This is a genomic window from Couchioplanes azureus (assembly GCF_014648355.1).
Taxonomy (GTDB): Bacteria; Actinomycetota; Actinomycetes; order Mycobacteriales; family Micromonosporaceae; genus Actinoplanes; species Actinoplanes azureus.
Window position 1 is genome coordinate 64,209 of the sequence record NZ_BMQY01000014.1, and the last position, 18,219, is coordinate 82,427.

15 protein-coding genes and 1 pseudogene are annotated in these 18,219 nt (G+C 69.3%); 8 read left to right on the forward strand and 8 right to left on the reverse strand.

Features of this window, described 5'->3' with window-relative positions; all coding sequences use genetic code 11:
- Positions 1-86: 86 nt before the first annotated feature.
- Positions 87-548, reverse strand: a complete 462-nt coding sequence (locus IEY99_RS31685) for a DUF3592 domain-containing protein (RefSeq protein WP_189207788.1) — start codon at positions 546-548, stop codon at positions 87-89.
- A gap of 120 nt (positions 549-668) precedes the next feature.
- A complete protein-coding gene (locus IEY99_RS31690) occupies positions 669-965 on the reverse strand; it encodes a putative quinol monooxygenase (protein WP_189207789.1) in 297 nt (98 codons plus the stop codon).
- Positions 966-1,078: 113 nt separating this feature from the next.
- Here IEY99_RS31690 and IEY99_RS31695 point away from each other — a divergent pair, with 113 nt between their 5' ends.
- The 4 genes from IEY99_RS31695 (at position 1,079) to IEY99_RS31710 (ending at position 8,292) form a co-directional block, all read left to right on the forward strand.
- Entirely contained in the window at positions 1,079-2,065 is a 987-nt protein-coding gene (locus tag IEY99_RS31695; protein ID WP_189207790.1) for a GlxA family transcriptional regulator, read from the forward strand.
- Between the two features lie 335 nt (positions 2,066-2,400).
- Complete coding sequence (locus tag IEY99_RS31700; protein ID WP_373293475.1) at positions 2,401-3,354, forward strand: TY-Chap domain-containing protein; 954 nt, start codon at positions 2,401-2,403, stop codon at positions 3,352-3,354.
- Between the two features lie 359 nt (positions 3,355-3,713).
- Entirely contained in the window at positions 3,714-5,690 is a 1,977-nt protein-coding gene (locus IEY99_RS31705; protein WP_189207792.1) for a hybrid sensor histidine kinase/response regulator, read from the forward strand.
- 343 nt (positions 5,691-6,033) lie between these two features.
- A complete protein-coding gene (locus IEY99_RS31710) occupies positions 6,034-8,292 on the forward strand; it encodes a putative bifunctional diguanylate cyclase/phosphodiesterase (protein WP_189207793.1) in 2,259 nt (752 codons plus the stop codon).
- On the opposite strand, the pseudogene IEY99_RS34730 reads toward IEY99_RS31710, so the two are convergent.
- Positions 8,287-8,471: pseudogene (locus IEY99_RS34730) on the reverse strand (sugar ABC transporter ATP-binding protein); the annotation flags it as partial. The gene IEY99_RS31710 and the pseudogene IEY99_RS34730 sit on opposite strands and share 6 nt — an antisense overlap.
- A gap of 113 nt (positions 8,472-8,584) precedes the next feature.
- Here IEY99_RS34730 and IEY99_RS31715 point away from each other — a divergent pair.
- Positions 8,585-10,132 (forward strand): GGDEF domain-containing protein, encoded by a 1,548-nt coding sequence (locus IEY99_RS31715; protein ID WP_189207794.1) that lies wholly within the window; start codon positions 8,585-8,587, stop codon positions 10,130-10,132.
- A 228-nt stretch (positions 10,133-10,360) separates the two neighbouring features.
- Here IEY99_RS31715 and IEY99_RS31720 read toward each other — a convergent pair whose 3' ends face one another.
- The 4 genes from IEY99_RS31720 to IEY99_RS31735 form a co-directional block, all read right to left on the reverse strand.
- Positions 10,361-10,717, reverse strand: coding sequence for a hypothetical protein (locus tag IEY99_RS31720; RefSeq protein ID WP_189207795.1), 357 nt, complete (start codon positions 10,715-10,717; stop codon positions 10,361-10,363).
- A gap of 371 nt (positions 10,718-11,088) precedes the next feature.
- Positions 11,089-11,982: a hypothetical protein gene (locus IEY99_RS31725; RefSeq protein WP_189207796.1), complete on the reverse strand. Its 894-nt coding sequence runs from the start codon at positions 11,980-11,982 to the stop codon at positions 11,089-11,091.
- Positions 11,979-12,626, reverse strand: a complete 648-nt coding sequence (locus IEY99_RS31730; RefSeq protein ID WP_189207797.1) for a hypothetical protein — start codon at positions 12,624-12,626, stop codon at positions 11,979-11,981. Before IEY99_RS31730 ends, IEY99_RS31725 begins: the two co-directional genes overlap by 4 nt.
- An 89-nt stretch (positions 12,627-12,715) precedes the next feature.
- Positions 12,716-13,468, reverse strand: a complete 753-nt coding sequence (locus IEY99_RS31735) for an aminotransferase class IV (protein WP_189207798.1) — start codon at positions 13,466-13,468, stop codon at positions 12,716-12,718.
- A 128-nt stretch (positions 13,469-13,596) separates the two neighbouring features.
- Between IEY99_RS31735 and IEY99_RS31740 the strand changes: the two genes are divergently transcribed.
- From IEY99_RS31740 to IEY99_RS31750, 3 genes are all read left to right on the forward strand, one after another.
- Positions 13,597-15,006, forward strand: a complete 1,410-nt coding sequence (locus IEY99_RS31740; RefSeq protein WP_189207799.1) for an acyl-CoA carboxylase subunit beta — start codon at positions 13,597-13,599, stop codon at positions 15,004-15,006.
- A gap of 962 nt (positions 15,007-15,968) precedes the next feature.
- The gene (locus IEY99_RS31745; RefSeq protein WP_229799438.1) at positions 15,969-16,640 is read left to right on the forward strand and encodes a helix-turn-helix transcriptional regulator; all 672 of its coding nucleotides are present in this window, start codon (positions 15,969-15,971) and stop codon (positions 16,638-16,640) included.
- A gap of 87 nt (positions 16,641-16,727) precedes the next feature.
- Positions 16,728-17,756: a GDP-mannose 4,6-dehydratase gene (locus tag IEY99_RS31750; protein WP_189207800.1), complete on the forward strand. Its 1,029-nt coding sequence runs from the start codon at positions 16,728-16,730 to the stop codon at positions 17,754-17,756.
- A gap of 70 nt (positions 17,757-17,826) precedes the next feature.
- Here the strand turns inward: IEY99_RS31750 and IEY99_RS31755 are convergent, their stop codons facing one another.
- The gene (locus IEY99_RS31755; protein ID WP_189207801.1) at positions 17,827-18,117 is read right to left on the reverse strand and encodes a chorismate mutase family protein; all 291 of its coding nucleotides are present in this window, start codon (positions 18,115-18,117) and stop codon (positions 17,827-17,829) included.
- Between the last annotated feature and the right edge of the window lie 102 nt (positions 18,118-18,219).

Genomic DNA, 18,219 nt, shown 5'->3' on the forward strand with positions numbered 1-18,219 from the left:
CCGGTCGCTGAACCCGCTACCCCTGTCGGAGAAGATACGGCGCATCGGGACGGAGCGCGACGCCTCTCGATGTCCACTCCGCGATGTCAAGGGCCGGGGTTGGCTTCCAGGATGGATCGCAGCACCCGGTACACGAAGAAGGAGAACCCGAGCAACACGAGTCCGGAGACGACCGACTTCGCCAGGGGGCCGTGCTGGCGGCCCGGAACGGCTGCCCGCGACGGATGGCGAGGGTCGTAGAAGATCGTGTACTCGGTTCCCGTCACGTGCGAACGGCGACCGGCGAGGTCTTCGAGAGCGGTACGGACCTCCTGGCCCTCGCGAGTGTGGAAGCGCACCACCGGAACGAACCGGGTCCCGTTCTCGCCGGACGTCCTCTGCTTGTTGTCGACGACGACGGCGGTGACCGCTGTGCCATGGGCGAGCAACCGTCGGGCCCGTAGCCACCGCCGGATGCCGAGAAGGAGCGTCAGGACGCCGACCAGTGCGGACACGAGCACGATCAGCCCGCCGCCCAGCAGCGCCTTGTCCCGGTCGTCGAGGGACATGCCCGCACTGTAGTTGCGGCGCGGGCGGTCGGCGGCGGCCTTCGAGAAACCGCCGCCGACCGCCCCCCGGTCATCGCGCGACCGCCGTACGGTCCATGGTCGGGGCCGTCTTTCGACGGGTCAGGGGGTCTTGACTCCCAGCAGGTCCACCGGGGTGATGACCGGGGCCGAGGCGAGCATGGTCTGAGCGGCGTCCATGAGGGCTGCCGCGATACGACCCTGGAGATGGCCCTGGCGCCCCTGCTCGTCGTCGAAGGTGTCGAACACCCCGAACGTGGTGGCGTCCTGGCGGAACGAGTACCAGGTCACCGTGTGCTGTTCCTGGTCGGCCAGGTGCGCGGCGTCTCGCAGCATGGCCTCGACCTTGTCGGCGTACTCGGGCTTGGCCTCGATGCGGGCCAGCAGACCGATCTTCATCGTGGGTCACTCCTCGTCGGAAGTCGCCGGGATGTCCGGCGACGTAGCGACGCTATGCGGGCGAAAGCCGGCTCATCAGTGGCAGGAACGACATCATTGATAGTGTTTCCGCCATGGAGGTGGCGGTTCTCGTCTACGACGGCGTCTTCGACTCCGGGCTCGCGGCGATCCTGGACGTACTGGACGGCGCCAACGCCATGGGTCAGGAGCTCGACAAGCCCCCGGCCTGGAACGTCACCACGATCGGCGCGGCGCGCCAGGTGCGCACCGCGGCGGGGCATCTCGTGGCCGCGGAGTCCCTGGCCTGCGCAAGAACGGCGGATCTGCTGATCGTCCCGGCCCTGGCCGAACGCCGGCCCACCGCCCTGCTCGATCATGTCGGCGGAGACACGTTGCTGCCGGTGCGCGAACAGATCGCCGAGGCGCGCGAGCGCGGCACGGCCATCGCCTCCGCCTGTACCGGCACCTTCCTGCTGGCGGAGGCGGGGATCCTGGACGGCCTCCGGGCGACCACCAGCTGGTGGCTGGCGCCGGTCTTCCGCTCCCGGTACCCGAAGGTCCGGGTGGACCAGAGCCGGATGGTCGTCACCTGCGACACCGTCACCACCGCCGGAGCGGCCTTCGGACATGTCGACCTGGCGCTGGCGATCGTACGGACGAGCAGCCCCGCCCTGGCCGACCTGGTGGCCCGCTACCTGGTCGTCGACGAGCGCCCCTCGCAGTCCGCCTACACGATCGCCAGCGCCCTCGCCCAGAACGATCCGATCGTCGCCTCCTTCGAGCGCTGGGCCCGCGAGCGCCTCGCCGACCCCATCGGCATCTCCGACGCCGCCAAGGCCATCGGCGTCAGCAACCGCACCCTGCAACGGGCCGTGCAACGCACCCTGGGATCGTCCCCCGTCCGCTTCATCCAGGACCTCCGGGTCGAACGGGCCTCCCATCTGCTGCGCACCACGGATATGTCCCTGGAGGTCATCGCCAAGAAGGTCGGCTACGAACACGCCAACACGCTGCGCGTTCTGCTGCGTCAGCGCACCGGCAAGACGACGACGGCCCTTCGCGCGGCTCACCGGGACCCATCCGGCGGTCACGCCACGTAGGCCCGGCCCGCTGCCCGGACGGGCAGTCCGGGGTGGACGCCGGCGGCCGCAGGGTGAGCGCTCCGGTGACCTGGCCGTTGCGGCCCCACGCTGGCCCCGGGCGATTGGCCTTCCGGACTGGAGCTACATCTGGGACACCGCGGAGGCCGGGTATCCGACGGGCTGGCGGTGGGCCCCTATGGGTCGCCGGAGGCCGGGTGTTGCGCCTGCAACAGGCACAGGCGCCCAACCTGCGTTCACGATCCGCCGTGTTGCGGCGCCGAAGTAGTGCGTACCGTCGTGCGGTGGTTGCGGTGGCCGAGCCGTCTCGGGCAGCGGAAGTGAAGGTAGGAAGAGTGGTAGACGCGCCGAATTGGGAGAGGTTCGCGCAGGGTGTGGCGGCCGGGATCGCCCGCGGTTGCGTGGACGACGCGGTGATCCTCGCGTGGAGTGAGCGCGGCTTCGTGCAGTACATGCAGGAAGCCGGCTCGATCACCGTGCAGGTCAGCGATCCTGACGTTGCGCCGTTGAGCGAGCAGCAGCGTCACACGCTGGCATCCGACGGTTGGGATCCGCCGGGCAGTGACTTCGGCCCGCTGTGGACGCGTGAAGTGCGCTGGCGTCCGGACCCCGTGCTGTTCGACGAGTTCGCCCAGATGATCACCGTGGTGCTCCGTGACGTGATCGCCTTGCCGAGTCCGGCGCAGCTGCGCGTCGAGGCGTTCAATGTCATCGGCGGCGAGCGGTTCGAGCTGCCGTTCACCGGGGTGGAGTACGACAAGGCCGTCCTCGACGCGCAGCTTCGCCTGGCCGACCTGCGCCTGCACGAGTCCGCCGCCGCCTTCCTGATCGGCAGGCAGGGCTTGGACGCTCAGACCGTCGCGGTCGTGGCCAGAGCCGCCGGCCGGCGGCCGACGCGCACCGACGCCGGGGAATACTTCGTCGACCGGGTGCTGTACGTGGACGGCGACGATCCGCATCTCCTCGTTTGGTCGCACGTCGGTCCGAGCGGCCGTACGGGTAGCCGTCTGGTACCGCCGCATCCGCCGGTCGACGGCCCCTTCATCCGCGCCGAGCAGGGCAGTGCGGTGTACGTCCGGGACCTGCTGCAGCGCAACAAGAGCTTCGCTGCGGCGCTGCGCGCGAATCCCGCCCTGCACGAGCGCGTGAGGGCGCTGCTCGGTACTGGGCGAGCCGATGTCGTGCGTGCAGCGTGCGTCGGCGTGGACTCCACGGGCGCAGTCACGGTCACGGCCATGAAGCTGGCACCGCACGAGATCGATGTGCCGACCCTGCGCCTTGCGGCGTAACGCTCGCAGTGCCGGCGCCCGGTCACCGCGACGGCTGACCGGCGGGTCGGAACGTCTGACCTATCGACGTGGCCGGACCGGATGCCGGTCTCCAGGGACCCGTCGGCTCTCCAGGGCATCGCCACCAGCGAAGTGTGCGTCTGTACGCCGTTCGCCGTGCGCGGTGCGCCAACGATGCCGTTACTTCCTCGGGCTCATGGAACGCTGATCACCAGCGCTAGCGTGAGCCGCTCAGGACATGGCCGGCGACTCTCGGTGGCGGCGATGTCACACCGGTGCCTGCAGTCCGGCCGGGGCAGCGCCTGCGCGCGGACTCGACTCGGCCTCAGATTTCCCGTCAGGGCTCCGATCGGTCGAGTATGGCGGACCAGGTTTTTCTGCTGGCCAATCTGGTGATCATGTTCGCGTACGCGGCGATCACGGTCGCCATCGTGGTTCCCGTGGCCCGGGCCGGGCAGCTGCGCACGAACAAGCTCGCCGTGGCGACCGCACTGATCTTCTTCAGCTGTTCGGTCGGCCATGGCATCCACGCCGCGATGACCTACCGCAGCATCGTTCAAGCCACCACGACAGGCCATGATCACCTCGCCGTGGACTGGTTCTGGACAGCGGCGCTGTGGGACGTGGCCACGGCGTCGATCGGCGTCTACTACTGGACGCTGCGCCGGGCCTACGGGGTTCTGCTCGGCCAAGGTGCCATCTTCGTCGACCCCTGGCAGCAGCGCCGCCTCGAGGAAGCGGACGCCCGGGAACGGGCCGCCCTGGAAGCTGCGGAGAGTCAGCGCGCCATCCTGGCTACCGTCGTGGAGCACACCGACGACGCGATCATCGGCCTGACCCCGGAAGGCCGGGTCACCGCCTGGAACGCTGGCGCCCAGCGGCTGTTCGGTTATACCGCTGGGGAGGTGCTCGGCGCGCCCGCCTCGACCTTCGCCGGCGAGGCCGACCGTGCTGAGCAGGACGACACGCTCGCGCGCATCCGCGACGGTGAGCGAGGCATCTACTACGAGGCCCGGCGCCTGCACAAGGACGGCCACCCGGTCGACGTCAGCTTCAACCTGGCCCCGATCCAGGACGCCGCGGGCACGGTCATCGGGGTGTCCGTGGTGGCCCGCGACATCACCGCCGCGAAGGAGTCCGCCGCACGCCAGCAGGCCCTGCAGGAACGTACGAACCAGGCCCAGCGTATGGAAAGTCTGGGCAAACTGGCCGGCGGGGTCGCCCACGACTTCAACAACATCCTGGCGATCATCGCCAACTACACCGACTTCGCCCTCGAAGCCAGCACCGGCAACCCCGAGGTCGAGTCCGATCTGCGGCAGGTGCGCATCGCAACGGACCGGGCCACCAACCTCACCCGGCAACTGCTCACGTTCACCCGGGCGGACACCATCCAGCCGCAGGACGTCGATCTCAACGCCGCACTGGCCGAGGTGCAAGCCATGCTGCAGCGCACCATCGGCGAACACATCACCCTGATCACCCGGCCGTCATCCCAACCGCTGACGGTGCACGCCGACCCCGGCCAGCTCCAGCAGGTCCTGCTGAACCTGGCGATCAACGCCCGCGACGCCATGACCGACGGCGGCACGCTCGTCCTGGAGGCGAACACCGCCGCCCTCGACGGCGACGAGCTGAACATGCAGCCGCCGCTGCCCGCGGGCACCTACGCACGCCTGCTGGTCAGCGACACCGGCGAAGGCATACCGCCGGAGGTCGCCGCGCACATCTTCGAGCCGTTCTACACGACCAAACCCCGGGGTAAGGGCACCGGCCTCGGGCTGGCCACCGTCTACGGCATCGTCACCGAGGCCGGCGGGAGCATCAACCTCTACTCCGAGCCCGGCATCGGCACCACCTTCCGCATCTACCTACCGCTCGTCACCACACCCAGCACACCGTCCGATCCGGCAACGCGGGAAGACCAGTCACCGCGCGGCCACGGCCGCACCATCCTGGTCGTCGAGGACGAACCCGCCCTCACCAGAGTGATCACCCGGATCCTGACCAAAGGCGGGTACCACGTCGTCACCGCCAACAACGGCCCCGAAGCGATCACACTGTTCGACCAGCACCACTGCGACGCCCTACTCACCGACGTCATCATGCCCGAAATGCCCGGACGACGCCTGGCCGAAATTCTCCACGAGCGCCGCCCGGACCTGCCGGTGCTCTACATGTCCGGCTACAGCAACGGCCTACTCGGCTCCACCCAGATCCTCGACGACGACATCGCCTTCATCGAGAAACCCTTCACCGCCCACGACCTGCTCCAGAAGCTCTCCGAAACCCTGACCGACGCTGCTACCGCCGAAGAGACGCAAGCACGCCGATAACGAACCGCCGTGCCGACGACTTGCCGAGATTTCCGGCGTCGGCCGGCCGAGCGCAGAATGGTCGGCATCATCAGTCAACCCGCCACAGCCGGCCACCCGGGTTCCTGTGCCGGCGCGCCGAGCGACTCAGTGTCCGTGGTGTTCGCCATCGGGTGGGCATTGCCGCTGTTCGGCGTCCCCTCGCGGCGTTCCTGATCATCGACGTCGTCGTCGCTGGGCTGCGCAGTCGGCTGGCAGCTGGCTTTCTGCTCGTATCCAGATGTCCGGCAAGAACATTCAGCTCGGTGTCCACTCGGCCGATTCCTGCCGGATGTAGGCAGCGTCCCGGTGGGAGGGAGGCAACATGGCCCGGACAGCGCCTCGGCGGAAGGCGCATCGGTGGCCGGGCTGGATCACACCGCTCACCGTCGTGCTGGCGCTCGTCCAGCTGCTTCTTCTGCTGCTGGGTGTGCACGTCGGCTTTTCGAGACAGCTGGTGTGGGTGCCGGCCGTCGCCGGGCCGGCCGTCGCGGTGGCCGCCTGCGGAAGGCTCGTCATGCTGGCTGACGGGGCGGTGCGCGTTTTCTGGCGACACGTTGCGCTCGGCATGGTCGCTGTGGTGCTGGCGGCGCTCAGTCAGAGCATCGACATCAGCACTACCGCGTACTCCGGGATGCCGCCGATCAGCGGGCGCACCCTGCTGCTATACGCCGTCGCCACCTTCTTCGCCATCTGGTCGATGCTGAGGCTGCCCGGCGGCGGCCGCAGCTGGCGGCAACTGACCACGGCGGTGCTCGACGTGGCGGTCGTGGCAGTGACCTCCGGGATCGCCGCCTCGCAATACGTCGACTGGTTCACCGACCGGTTCGGCGCCAGCGTCCCGGCCCGGTGGCTGAACATGGTCATGACGGCGATCGCCGTCGCGGGCGTGGTGGTCGTCATCAAGATCATGTCTGCGCGGCGCAGCCCGGTGCCGCAGGGCGCCCTGTGGTGGCTGGCAACGATCGGGCTCCTCGGCCCGTTGTCCACTGTCCTGATGTCGCTGCTACACCCCTGGCCACACCTGAACGGCACCGCTGCGGTGCTGCCCTTCGTCGGCCTGTTCGGCGTGCTCGCCGCACGGGCGCAGTGCCGTGCCGCGTCCGTCGAACCCGCGCCGGCGGCGGTGGTACCGGCATTCGCGTACCGCAGGGGCAACGTCGTGCCGATGGTCGCGACGGGTCTGACAAGTCTTTCCTTGGCCGTCGTCTTTCTGCGTACCGGACACCTGACTTCGGTGCAGGTCGGCGGGACCACCCTGTTGCTACTGCTCGTGGTGGCACGTCAGGCGGTGGCATTGGGGGAGAACGCCGCTCTGTTGAACAAGGTCGCCCATCAGGCGATGCACGATGAGCTCACCGGCCTGGTCGGCCGCCGCTACTTCACCGCGGCCGTTGCCCGTGCCCGCGGCGTGCATACGGTCGTGCTCATCGACTTGAAGCAATTCCGGGAACTCAACGACGGGTTGGGGCCGGAGGCCGGGGACGAGTTGCTCGTCGCATACGCCAGCCGGCTGCGGCGGCTCGCCGCCGACCAGGCTCTGGTGGCCCGTCCTGGTGGTGACGAATTCGGCCTGCTGCTGCACGGGGAGCAACCGGATTTCGCCGACCGGTTGTTGGCCGCCAACGCCGAGCCGCTGCACGCCGCCGGCCAGGAAGTGCTCGTGGACGTGTTCGTCGGCATCGCTCACGGCGACGCGGGCGACCTCTACCGGCGAGCCGAGGTTGCGTTGCGTGCAGCGGTGGCCGCCGGCGGGCGGGCCGTCGTCTACGACGCCTCCCTGGAACGTCAGCTGAGCCACCGCGCGACGATGGCGGCGGATCTGCGCCGAGCGCTGGTCACGGGCGAGCTCCAGATGCTCTACCAGCCGATCGTCGAGCTGCCCCACGGACGGCCGACAGGCGTGGAGGCTCTGATCCGCTGGAACCGGGCGGACGGCCAGGTCATACCCCCGACGGAGTTCATCCCGGTCGCCGAGGACAGCGGGCTGATCGTGGAACTGGGTGCGTGGATCATCGAAACGGTATGCGCGCAAGCTGCCGCCTGGCGGCGCGAGCACGCCGCGGACGCGCTACGGTCGGTGGCCGTCAACGTGTCGGCGCGGCAACTGCTCGATCCGGCTCTGCCGGACATGGTGGCCGCCGCGCTCGGCCGCCACGGTGTCCCGGCGCGCCAGCTCACTATCGAGATCACCGAAACTGCCGTCTTCGGCGGCGGACGCGCCCTGGCCACCGTGCACGCCCTGTCGCAACTGGGGGTCGCCATCGCCCTGGACGACTTCGGCACCGGACACTCGTCACTCGGCCTGCTACGCACCTGCCCGGTGGACGCCATCAAGGTCGACAAGTCGTTCATCGACGGGCTGGGCGGCACGCCGCAGCAGGAGGCCATCGCCACCGCACTGACCGGCATCGCCGAAACGATGGGTCTGCGCACCGTCGCGGAGGGCGTCGAGACCGCCGATCAAGCCCGGCGGCTCGCCGAACTCGGCTACCGCCATGCGCAAGGGTTCCACTTCGCCCGGCCGATGCCACCCGCCGGCATCGACGAGCTGCTCCGGCAGAACCACCTCACCGTCGCGTGAGCCGAGCCGCAGCCCCTCGTCGAGCTCGGCGCTGATGAACAGCACCACCATGTCGCCGCCGGACAGCTGGGCCACGAGCTTCTGGATCTCCGCCGTGGCGCCGACGCCCATGCCGCGGGTCGGCTCGTCGACGATGAGCAGCACGGATCGGTGATGAGCCACCGGGCCAGGAGGACCTTGGTCACCGACGCGACGCCCCGCCGGACCATTCCCACGACCTCCCCGCGGCCGCCGCACGCTCATCCAGGCCTCTCCGGTGCCGATAAGCCGCGTAGCGCTCGGGGAGGTCACGGTGAGGAAGCGGCATGAAACGGCCGCGAGGGGCGATTCGGCACTCGAGGCGGATCGTTCCCGCGTCCGTCGCTGGTCCCTCGCGGGATGCGGCGCCAGCCTGCTGTGGCTGGTGCTGCACGCGGTGGCTCCCGGGTTCCTGCCCGAGGTCGCCTGGATCCCGGGTGCGATCACCCTAACGCTCGGGTCCTGGGCGGCCCGGCGTACCGCCCGGTCCGGCGGCCTCGTGCCCGCGGGCAGGCGCTTCTGGAACCACATCGCGCTGGCCACGCTGCTCGTGATCCCCGGATCGTGCCTGCTGAACGGGATCAACACCCATGTCCTCCCGCCCGCCGTGCCGGTGCTGGTGGCGGCCGTGACGCCGATCGCAGCGGCTCTGCTCCTGGTGATCTGGGCCCTGCTGCGCCTGCCGTCCACCCATCGCGCGCCCGGCGAGGCGCTCCGGCTCGGCCTCGACGCCGCCACCGTGATGGTCGTGGCTGCCACGGTGCTGTGGGAGTTCCAGATCCGGCCGATGATCGGATCCGATCCGCAGCTGCGTACGGTGATCGGCCCGCTCGTGCTCTGCGTCATCTGCCTGGGCGCCGTGCTGGCGGTCGTCAAGCTCGTGCTCGCCGGGACCGACGCGGTGGCGTCGCGTTCGCTGCAAGCCCTGGGCCTGCTGGTCCTGATCGGGGCGCTCAGCTCGGCGGTCACCCGGCTGCTCGAGAACGACGACCGCTGGCTCGGCGTCGGCCCGCTGGTCAGCACCGTGGAGGGCGCGCTCGTCGCCTGGGCGGCGCTGCGATCGCCCGAGCCGAGTGCGGGGTCGCGGGGACGGCGACGCCGCTTCAGCTTCCTCCCGTACGCCGCCGTCGCCGCCATCGACGTCCTGCTGATCACCACCCTGACCGGACGGGTGAGCGCCTCGGTGGTCATCGGGTCGATCGTCGTGACGGCACTCGTCGTCGGCCGGCAGATCCTGGCGTTCCTCGACAACGGGCGCCTCATCGACTCGCTCCACGAACACCGCCGCATGCTCGAGTACCAGGCCACCCACGATCCGCTGACCGGACTGGCCAACCGCGCCCTGTTCTACGACAGCGTGTCGGCCGCCTGCGCGGCGACGCCCGACGCGGCCCCGCCTGCCGTCCTGCTCATCGACCTGGACGGGTTCAAACCGATCAACGACACCCTCGGCCATGCCGCCGGCGACGCGCTGCTGATCGAGGTGGCCCGGCGGCTGGAGCGGGCGGTACGCCAGGACGACCGGGTGGCCCGCCTCGGCGGCGACGAGTTCGCCGTCCTGCTGCCCGGCGCGGATGACGCCCGGGCGACCGGCATCGCCGATCGCATCCTCGGCGCCCTGCAGGAACCGGTCAGGACCCACGGTGCGACGGTGCGCGTGGGCGCCAGCATCGGCATCGCCGCGTACACCGACGGCGACGACGCCGAGAGCCTCACCCGGCATGCCGACCTCGCCATGTACCGGGCCAAGGCGGCCGGCAAGAACAGGTACGCCACCCACGGCGCCGAGGGCGACCCCCTTGCGGCCCTGGCGGTTCCCTAGTCACGGACGCGATCCTCCGGGCGGGCCACGAGGGGGCCAGTCCGCTCCGGGTCCGCAAGCGGTGGTCCCCGAGCCCGTTCACCTTCCGTGCAAGCGATCATGAACCCTGGAGCGCAGGTGCGCGCAGTAGTCGACAAGGGAAGCGCCCGGCCGGACTCGATGAGCCGCGGGCTGAGGCGGGTTCGCGATGGGGCGGCGGAACCCCTGGGGGCAGTCTCCCGTTCGCGCCTAGCGCTCGCGACTCAGATACCGAACCGGCTTGCCGAGCGACTCCGCGTAGGCAATCTCCCGTCGGGTCGACTCGCCTAGGTAGCCGCCCGGATCCACGACGTACACCTCGTCAGCCATGCGAATCTTCTGGAAGTGCACGCGGCCCAGCCGCCCCTTCAGGTCCGAGCTGTCGACTGTCCAGTCGTAGTCCGGCAGCTCGGGGAGGCTGAACATCCCGAGGCTGATCACGACGCAACCTTCCATCGTGAGCCGCTGGTTGACCTCCGCGAACTCAGCCTCGAACTTGGTCGAGCCGCAGAGCGTGACGACCTTCGCCGCACCTTCGGCCGACTGCGGCGCCTCCTGGTCCTCCATGAGGTCCATGATCGGTGAGGGGGCAGGACAAGTCCATCGCCGCCCCCTGGTCGTCCGCTCATGCCGCTGCTGCAAGGCGTCTCGTGACTACGTCCGCCAACACGGCGTCGCTCATCCGCCGGCGCTCGTCGGCCCGTGGGGCGAACGATGTCTTGGCGGCCAGCTTCGGCGTGAACCGCTCGTCGGCTCCTTGGCGCAGCGTGGTAGGCAGTGAAGGAAGAAGATGAGCGAGTCAGGCTCCGGCATCGGGGCCGTCGGAGCAAACGCACCAGCGGCCGGATAGTCGGCGGCTATTGCTGCGCCCGGAGGGGCCATGGGGCGACCGGCCGGACCGCCGTGAACCCGGAGTCCCGCCGTCGCGTGTCGGAGCCTCATCCCAGGGCGGTGTGGGCGCCGGCGAGGAATCGTCCGCGGTCGTCGCCGTGGGCGACCGCCGCGTTGTAGACAGCGTCGATCGCGGCAACCAGTGGATTGTCACTGGCCAAGGCGATCAGGGCGGCGAACGCGACGGACTGCTGACGTATGTTGATCCCGCCGGGCGGCACGCCGATGGCGTTCGGGTGGGAGTCCAGCGTGACGGTGGTGTGCGGCACCTCGGGATCGGCCATGAGCCGCTGGAATGCCGCGCTGTGGTCGGTGAGGAGCGGGGGCAGGGGCCGGTCGGCGTCGGCGGCCAGTGCGTCGGCGATCCATCCGATCTGCTCCAGTCCGGCGACACGCAGGGCGCGGCGGGCCGCCCAGCGGGCCACCTCGCGCTGGCGGGCGGGCGGCAGCGCGTCGATGCGGTCGAGCAACAGGCGGTCGATCCGGGCCAGCTGTTGTGCCTGGCAGTAGGTCCTGCGAATGTGCTCTGGCGGTGGTGGCCCTCCCCACTGTTCGGCGTCGCGTTCGGCCTGCAGGCGGCGGTACTTCTCGGCCAGTTCGGTCGCCTCGGCGGCCTGCGCGCGCAGCGTGTCCATCCACGGGTACGACCCGGGAGCGTCGAGCAGACGGTCCCAGATCATGCCGAGCGCCGCGGCGTGCCGGCCGCGCACGCCCTCGTGGCGCAGTGTGAAGCCGTCGGGGCCGGATGTCAGCCGTACGGTGCTCGGCCGCTCGTCCGGGAGCGTGGTCAGCGGTGTCGGAAAGATCGGCTCGTCGGCGCACTCCCATGACCACGTCACAGTCTCGTCGTCGAGGCGTTCCAGCCGGACCTGCAGGTCGCCGGCGGGCAGCACACCGGTCGGCAGTTCGACCGGTGCGGGACAGTGACGCACGACAGTCACGCGGGACAGGCCGGTGTCGTCGTCGAAGGGATCCGGTGGCAGGGGGGGAGGATGTCCGGGCGCCCGGAGGGGCGCGGTACCAGCGACAGCATCGCCCACTCGGCGGCCTTCGCGGGTTTCTGCTGCCAGGCGCGGGCGTTCGGATCGGCGCGTACGGTGCGCCATGGGGTCTCGGCGGACACCGCCCAGATGTGAATCTCGTGCTGTTCGGGCGGGTCGGCGTCGGCGCGCACGCTCTCGTGGATGCGGTTGCGGGCGTGCAGACGTACGCGGATCAGGCCGCGCGGGACGGCGACGTCGGTGAGGGCGTCCGTGCTTCCGCCGAGCAAGCCGGTGACGAACAGTCGGCCGCTCGGACACCAGAGAGTCGCCTCACTGACCGCGTCCCAGTCGGCGTCGACCTGCGGTGGAGGGGCGGGCAGAACCTGGACACGGGCTTGTGTCCAGCCGGTGTGCTCGCCGCAGAAGCCGGTGAGCAGGTTCGGCCCGCCGACGTGCAGCAGATCGTCGCCGAGCCAGTAGATGTCCAGCCGGGACGCACCCGGCACGGTGTACACGTTGTACTGGCAGTAGTCGACGAACAGCCGCTCCCACTTGGTCACAGACGCCACGTCGTCGTCCTCTGTCTCACGCCGGTCGTCCACTCTCGGATCCTATGGCCCAGCGCTCGACCGTCTTCCTGGGTGATTCCGCGCCGGAAGACGTCCTGTCGGCTGGGACCATGGGCGAACGGTCAGATCGTGTCCGGCTCGATCGCCCGATATTGTCCGCGTAGCCGGCGCAGGACCGGATGATCGGTGGCGAATGTGGTCGCGTCAACGCCTGCGAGGGGGCGTAGGCCGCTCGCCGCATTGGTCGCGAACGCCGCGGCCATGTCGGGCAGCTGGGACAGCCGGATGGGTTCGGTGCGTTGCGGCCCGTCATACGCCCCGGCCAGCAGCCGCGCGGTGATGCCGGGTAGTGCGTCGCCCGTCGGCCAGATCAGGGTGTCGCCGTCGATGAAGCCGATGTTCCAGGTGGCGCCCTCGTTGACGACGTCGTCGGCGCCCGTGAAGACGACGTCGTCGTAGCCGTCGAGCTGGGCTCGGCGGCGCTCGTACAGGGGGCCGAACAGCCCGGTGTGCTTCACGGTCGGAACGTCGCGGGTGTAGGGGACCGACCGGACGGCCAGTGGGGGCAATGGCTGCGTCGTCGCCGGCCGGGTGGTGACCAGGACCTGTGGGCTCGCCGCCCGGGACGGGCGGGGCAGCGGCAGGTCGGGGTCGGTCACGGTGACCCGGACGGTGACCGGGCTGCGGGAACCCGCCACTTCGGCGCGGATCCGTTGCCGGACCAGGTCGGTACAGAGCTGGGTGGCGAAGAGCGTCGCACAGTCGTTGGCCAGGCGCTCGAGGTGCAGGCCGAGACCGCGGACCCGCCCATCCTCCACCAGCATCGTGGTGAAGTGCCCGTAGTTGGTCATGGCGAGACGTTCCAGTGCGGTCATGGCCGCCAGTCTGTCACCGGGCAGGACCCCGTCGACGGTGATCTCAGCCGCGCACCGCGACTCTAGCAATTTGCCTATCCGGTCGTGCCGTTACATGTCCTCATCTGTTGGGCGAGGAATGGGCGGTCATGACAGCGGTCATCAATGCCGGCGAGGCAGCTACGGATGTCCGGGATCCGCTGGTCCGGATCGGGCAACTGCTGGACGCGGACACCGAGACCCTGCTGCACCGCCCCGACAGCCTCGGAGTTCAGACGGCCCGCGGCCGCATCGACGGCTGCGACGTGCTGGTCTACTGCACCGACGGCACCCGCATGGGCGGAGCGATGGGCTACGACGGCTGCGTGCGGATCGCCGAGACCATCGATCTGGCGGTGACCGAGCGCGTGCCGGTCATCGGGATCTGGCACTCCGGGGGAGCGCGCCTGGCCGAGGGCGTGCACTCGATGGACGGTGTCGGGCTGGTGTTCGCGGCCATGGTCCGGGCGTCCGGCCGGGTGCCGCAGCTGTCGGTGGTGGTCGGGCCGGCGGCCGGCGGGGCGGCGTACGGGCCGGCGCTGACCGACGTCGTCATCATGAGCCGGGCGGGTCGCATCTTCGTCACCGGCCCGGACGTGGTCCGTTCGGTCACCGGCGAGGACATCGACCAGGAGGGTCTCGGCGGCCCGGTGGCGCACGGTAAGCACTCCGGGGTGGCCCACGTCGTCGCCGCGGACGAGGCGGAGGCCTATGAGCGGTGCCGCCGGTTGGTCGCGTTGTTCGCCGCACCCGGGAGCTTCGACCTGAGCGTGGCGGCCACCGGGATGCCGTTGGAGGCTCTGCCGGACAACGTGCGCCGGGCCTACGACGTTCGGCCGGTCGCCAAGGCGCTGCTGGATGACGGCTCGTTCGAGGAGTTACAGGCGAAATGGGCACCGAACATCGTGATCGGGCTCGGCCGTCTGGGTGGGCGCACGGTCGGTGTGGTGGCCAACAATCCGCTGCGCAAGGGCGGATGCCTCGACTCGCTGTCGGCGGAGAAGGCTTCCCGGTTCGTACGGCTCTGCGACGTGTTCGCTGTCCCGCTCGTGGTTCTGGTGGACGTACCCGGATATCTGCCCGGCGTGGACCAGGAACTGGGTGGGGTGGTGCGCCGCGGGGCGAAGCTGCTTCATGCGTTCGCCGCGGCGGTGGTGCCACGGGTGACGCTCTACATGCGAAAGTCGTACGGCGGTGCGTACATCGCGATGAACAGTCGCTCACTGGGCGCGACCCGGGTGCTGGCCTGGCCGAACGCCGAGGTTGCGGTCATGGGCGCCAAGGCGGCCGTCGGTGTGCTGAAGCGCCGGGAGCTGGCTGCGGCGGCCGAGCATGACCGGGCCGAGTTGGAGGCCCGGCTCATCGCCGAGCATGAGCGGATCGCCGGCGGGGTGGACCGGGCCATGAGCCTGGGCTTGATCGATGAGATCGTCCAGCCGGCGCAGACCCGGTGGAAGATTGCCGAGGCGCTCGCTGCCGTTCCCGCCGCGCGGGGCTCACACAGCAACATCCCTCTCTGAGCGGGGGCCCGTGAGCGGCGACGTGCCGTGGTTCCCCCGGGTGCGTGCCGATGCTCTGGTTGATCCTGGTCAGGACAGGCGCATGGTGAGCGCCTGCTGCTTTTCCAGACCTTCGTCGTTCCCAGTCGCCATTGCGCGGGCACGCCTGCGCCATGCGGATATACATCTGGATCGTGCGGCCCGGTAGAAATGTGGTTCAGCTAACGCGACGCGTCCGTGTGGCCCGCGCGCGTGCCTTCTGGGTCGGGCGCCATCGGGCTCGGCGCCGCCGGTCGGCAATAAGATTATGAAGAATTCATGGCGGGCGCGTCCGGGGATTCGGGTCGTGGCCTGCTCAAGGCCGTGCGTGGGCGCCGGGTCAATGGGTTCCAGGGCTCGAAAAGTGATAACCATCGCGTCCGTGCCGGTGGCTTCAGCGCACATCGAAATGGTGGCCCCCGACCGGTGCCTGTGATTCCCAGGCGATTGGCGCCAGGCGGCTCATGCCCGCAGGCTTCGAGTCCGGGCGCTTTCTCCGCAGGTGAGTCTTCGCACTGACCATAACTTTCAGTAACGGATTCATTGCCGAAGCGTGACCACACGGTGCCATTTCGGCAGCCAGCTGTGTTTGATTTGACCACGAAGTCGGTTTTTGGCGCATTTGATTTCGGCGCCCGGCATTGTCGCAGATAGACGCAAGGATTTGCCCACCACTCGGGATCGCGGCCTGAAGCACCGCTGTCCACGCCGGACTCGCGCGTCTATCAAGTGGTCCCCACCTCGCGTTTTCTGCTCACCTAACGCCAATTTAACCTGAACGACCAAGGCGCGTTTCAGTCCGGCACCAGAGTGGACTTGACCGCACCGGAGCCCATGATTCAGAGTGTGTACGCTGTTCCCCGGTCGATGCCGACGAGCCGATCTTCGCGGACCTGAGGCCGGTTCCCCCCGGTATTGGTGCCAAAACAGTTAGGGCTCCACGTATGCTTTCTTCCACCGCTGCGCAGGACGTCGACGTGTTTCAGAATGACGAGGTCCTGAGTGGAATCCCTGCGGCCGACGAGCCCGGGGTCTGCATGGCTTACCTGGACAGGACCCTGTCCATCCGGCATGCGAACCCCGAGTTCTTCCGGCGCTTCGGCGAATCCTCCGCGCAATTGTGCGGCCGCCACTTCGCCGATCTGATCCACCCGAGCGTCCAGGCTCCGATGATGCGCAACTTCTCGCGCCTGCTGGAGGGCAAGCACCACCGCTTCGCCAGCCGGCTGATCGCGGTGCGGTCCGGTCACGAGCCCATCACCGGCATGCTGACCGGCGTGGCGGTGCAGGGTGGTGCCCCGGACGCCACCGGAGTGCTGGTGTTGGTGAGCCCGGCCGATCACGACGAGGCGGCCGAATCCGCAGTCATCGGCGGTACCAGGATCCTCAGCAAGATCGACGCCAAGATCCTCGAGGGCATCGCGTCCGGCCTGTCCACCATCCCGCTCGCCTCACGCCTGTTCCTGAGCCGCCAAGGCGTGGAATACCACGTCTCCGGCCTGCTCCGGAAGCTCAAGGTGCCCAACCGGGCCGCCCTTGTCTCGCGGGCGTACTCGATGGGCGTGCTGACCGTGGGCGTGTGGCCTCCCAAGGTGATCGAGGACTTCGTCAAGTAGGCCGGAACCCTTCTCGGATCTAGGGAAACTGTCGGTCGACGGGGTCGTAGCGTCGGCCCGTCGATGGTCGACGGTGAAGGGAAGACAATGGCCAGGCGTGCGCTAATCACCGGAATCACCGGCCAGGACGGGTCATACCTGGCCGAGCACCTGCTCAACGAGGGTTATCAGGTCTGGGGCCTGATCCGTGGGCAGGCGAACCCCCGGAAGCTGCGGGTGAGTCGCCTGGCGTCGGAGCTGTCCTTCGTGGACGGTGATCTGATGGACCAGTCGAGCCTGGTCTCCGCGGTCGAGACGGTGCAGCCGGAGGAGGTCTACAACCTGGGAGCCATCTCCTTCGTACCGATGTCGTGGCAGCAGCCGGAGCTGGTCACCGAGATCAACGGCATGGGGGTGCTGCGGATGCTGGAGGCGATCCGCATGGTCAGCGGTCTCCACCACTCCCGCAACGGGGGCACCCAGATCCGCTTCTACCAGGCGTCGTCGTCGGAGATGTTCGGCAAGGCCTTCGAGACACCGCAGCGCGAGTCGACACCGTTCCACCCGCGCAGTCCCTACGGCGTTGCCAAGGCGTACGGCCACTTCATCACCAAGAACTACCGCGAGTCGTTCGGCATGTACGCGGTCTCCGGCATGTTGTTCAACCACGAGTCCCCGCGCCGCGGAGCGGAGTTCGTCACGCGCAAGATCTCACTGGCGGTGGCCCGGATCAAGCAGGGCTATCAGGACAAGCTGCACCTGGGCAACCTCGACGCGGTCCGCGACTGGGGCTTCGCCGGCGACTACGTCCGCGCCATGCACCTGATGCTCCAGCAGCCGGAGTGCGGCGACTATGTGATCGGCACCGGCCAGATGCACTCGGTCCGCGACGCGGTCCGGATCGCCTTCACCCACGTCGGCCTGAACTGGGAGGACCACGTGGTCGTCGACCCGGCCCTGGTGCGCCCGGCCGAGGTGGAGGTGCTCTGTGCCGATCCGGCGGTCGCCAAGAATCAGCTCGGCTGGGAGCCCACCGTGGACTTTCCGCAACTGATGCAGATGATGGTCGACTGCGACCTGCTGCAGGTCACCCGGGAACGTGAGTACGCCGACCTGATGCCGGCCAGCGGCTGGTAGCCGTGCCGGTGCACGGAAGGCGGGGCCCCCTGACGGCGGGGTCCCGCCTTCCGTGCTCTGTGCGGGAGTGTCAGGTCGCCGGAGGCAGGTGCTGTGGGGAGTGGGCGAGCGCCAGCAGCGCGCGGGCGATCTCGGCCCCGGGCGGCCCCAGCTGAGCCGTGTAGCGCTTCACCATCGCGTACTCCCAGGCCATCTTGCGGACCGGCAGCCCTGCTTCGCCGCGCGCCGCCTGATGATCCCGCGCCACTAGCGTCCGATCGACCAGCAGGGCGATGAGCAGGCCGTCGAGCTGCTCACAGGGCCCTCCCTCCGGGTCCGGCGCGAACAGGTCCTCGGGTATCCCCGCGACGCCAACCGTCATGTCCCGATCCTTGCCGCGTCCACGTCCGGGAATCCCTAGAGTCCGCACCCGCGCGTCGGCTCTAGGGATTTTCCCGCCCCCCAGGCCCGAGACTCACCAACC

Bases quoted from the DNA above. Each gene is read 5' to 3' on its own strand.
- IEY99_RS31685 (WP_189207788.1), bottom strand. From the start codon at position 548: ATGTCCCTCGACGACCGGGACAAGGCGCTGCTGGGCGGCGGGCTGATC.
- IEY99_RS31690 (WP_189207789.1), bottom strand. From the start codon at position 965: ATGAAGATCGGTCTGCTGGCCCGCATCGAGGCCAAGCCCGAGTACGCC.
- IEY99_RS31695 (WP_189207790.1), top strand. From the start codon at position 1,079: ATGGAGGTGGCGGTTCTCGTCTACGACGGCGTCTTCGACTCCGGGCTC.
- IEY99_RS31705 (WP_189207792.1), top strand. From the start codon at position 3,714: ATGGCGGACCAGGTTTTTCTGCTGGCCAATCTGGTGATCATGTTCGCG.
- IEY99_RS31710 (WP_189207793.1), top strand. From the start codon at position 6,034: ATGGCCCGGACAGCGCCTCGGCGGAAGGCGCATCGGTGGCCGGGCTGG.
- IEY99_RS31720 (WP_189207795.1), bottom strand. From the start codon at position 10,717: ATGGAGGACCAGGAGGCGCCGCAGTCGGCCGAAGGTGCGGCGAAGGTC.
- IEY99_RS31735 (WP_189207798.1), bottom strand. From the start codon at position 13,468: ATGACCGCACTGGAACGTCTCGCCATGACCAACTACGGGCACTTCACC.
- IEY99_RS31740 (WP_189207799.1), top strand. From the start codon at position 13,597: ATGACAGCGGTCATCAATGCCGGCGAGGCAGCTACGGATGTCCGGGAT.
- IEY99_RS31745 (WP_229799438.1), top strand. From the start codon at position 15,969: ATGCTTTCTTCCACCGCTGCGCAGGACGTCGACGTGTTTCAGAATGAC.
- IEY99_RS31750 (WP_189207800.1), top strand. From the start codon at position 16,728: ATGGCCAGGCGTGCGCTAATCACCGGAATCACCGGCCAGGACGGGTCA.
- IEY99_RS31755 (WP_189207801.1), bottom strand. From the start codon at position 18,117: ATGACGGTTGGCGTCGCGGGGATACCCGAGGACCTGTTCGCGCCGGAC.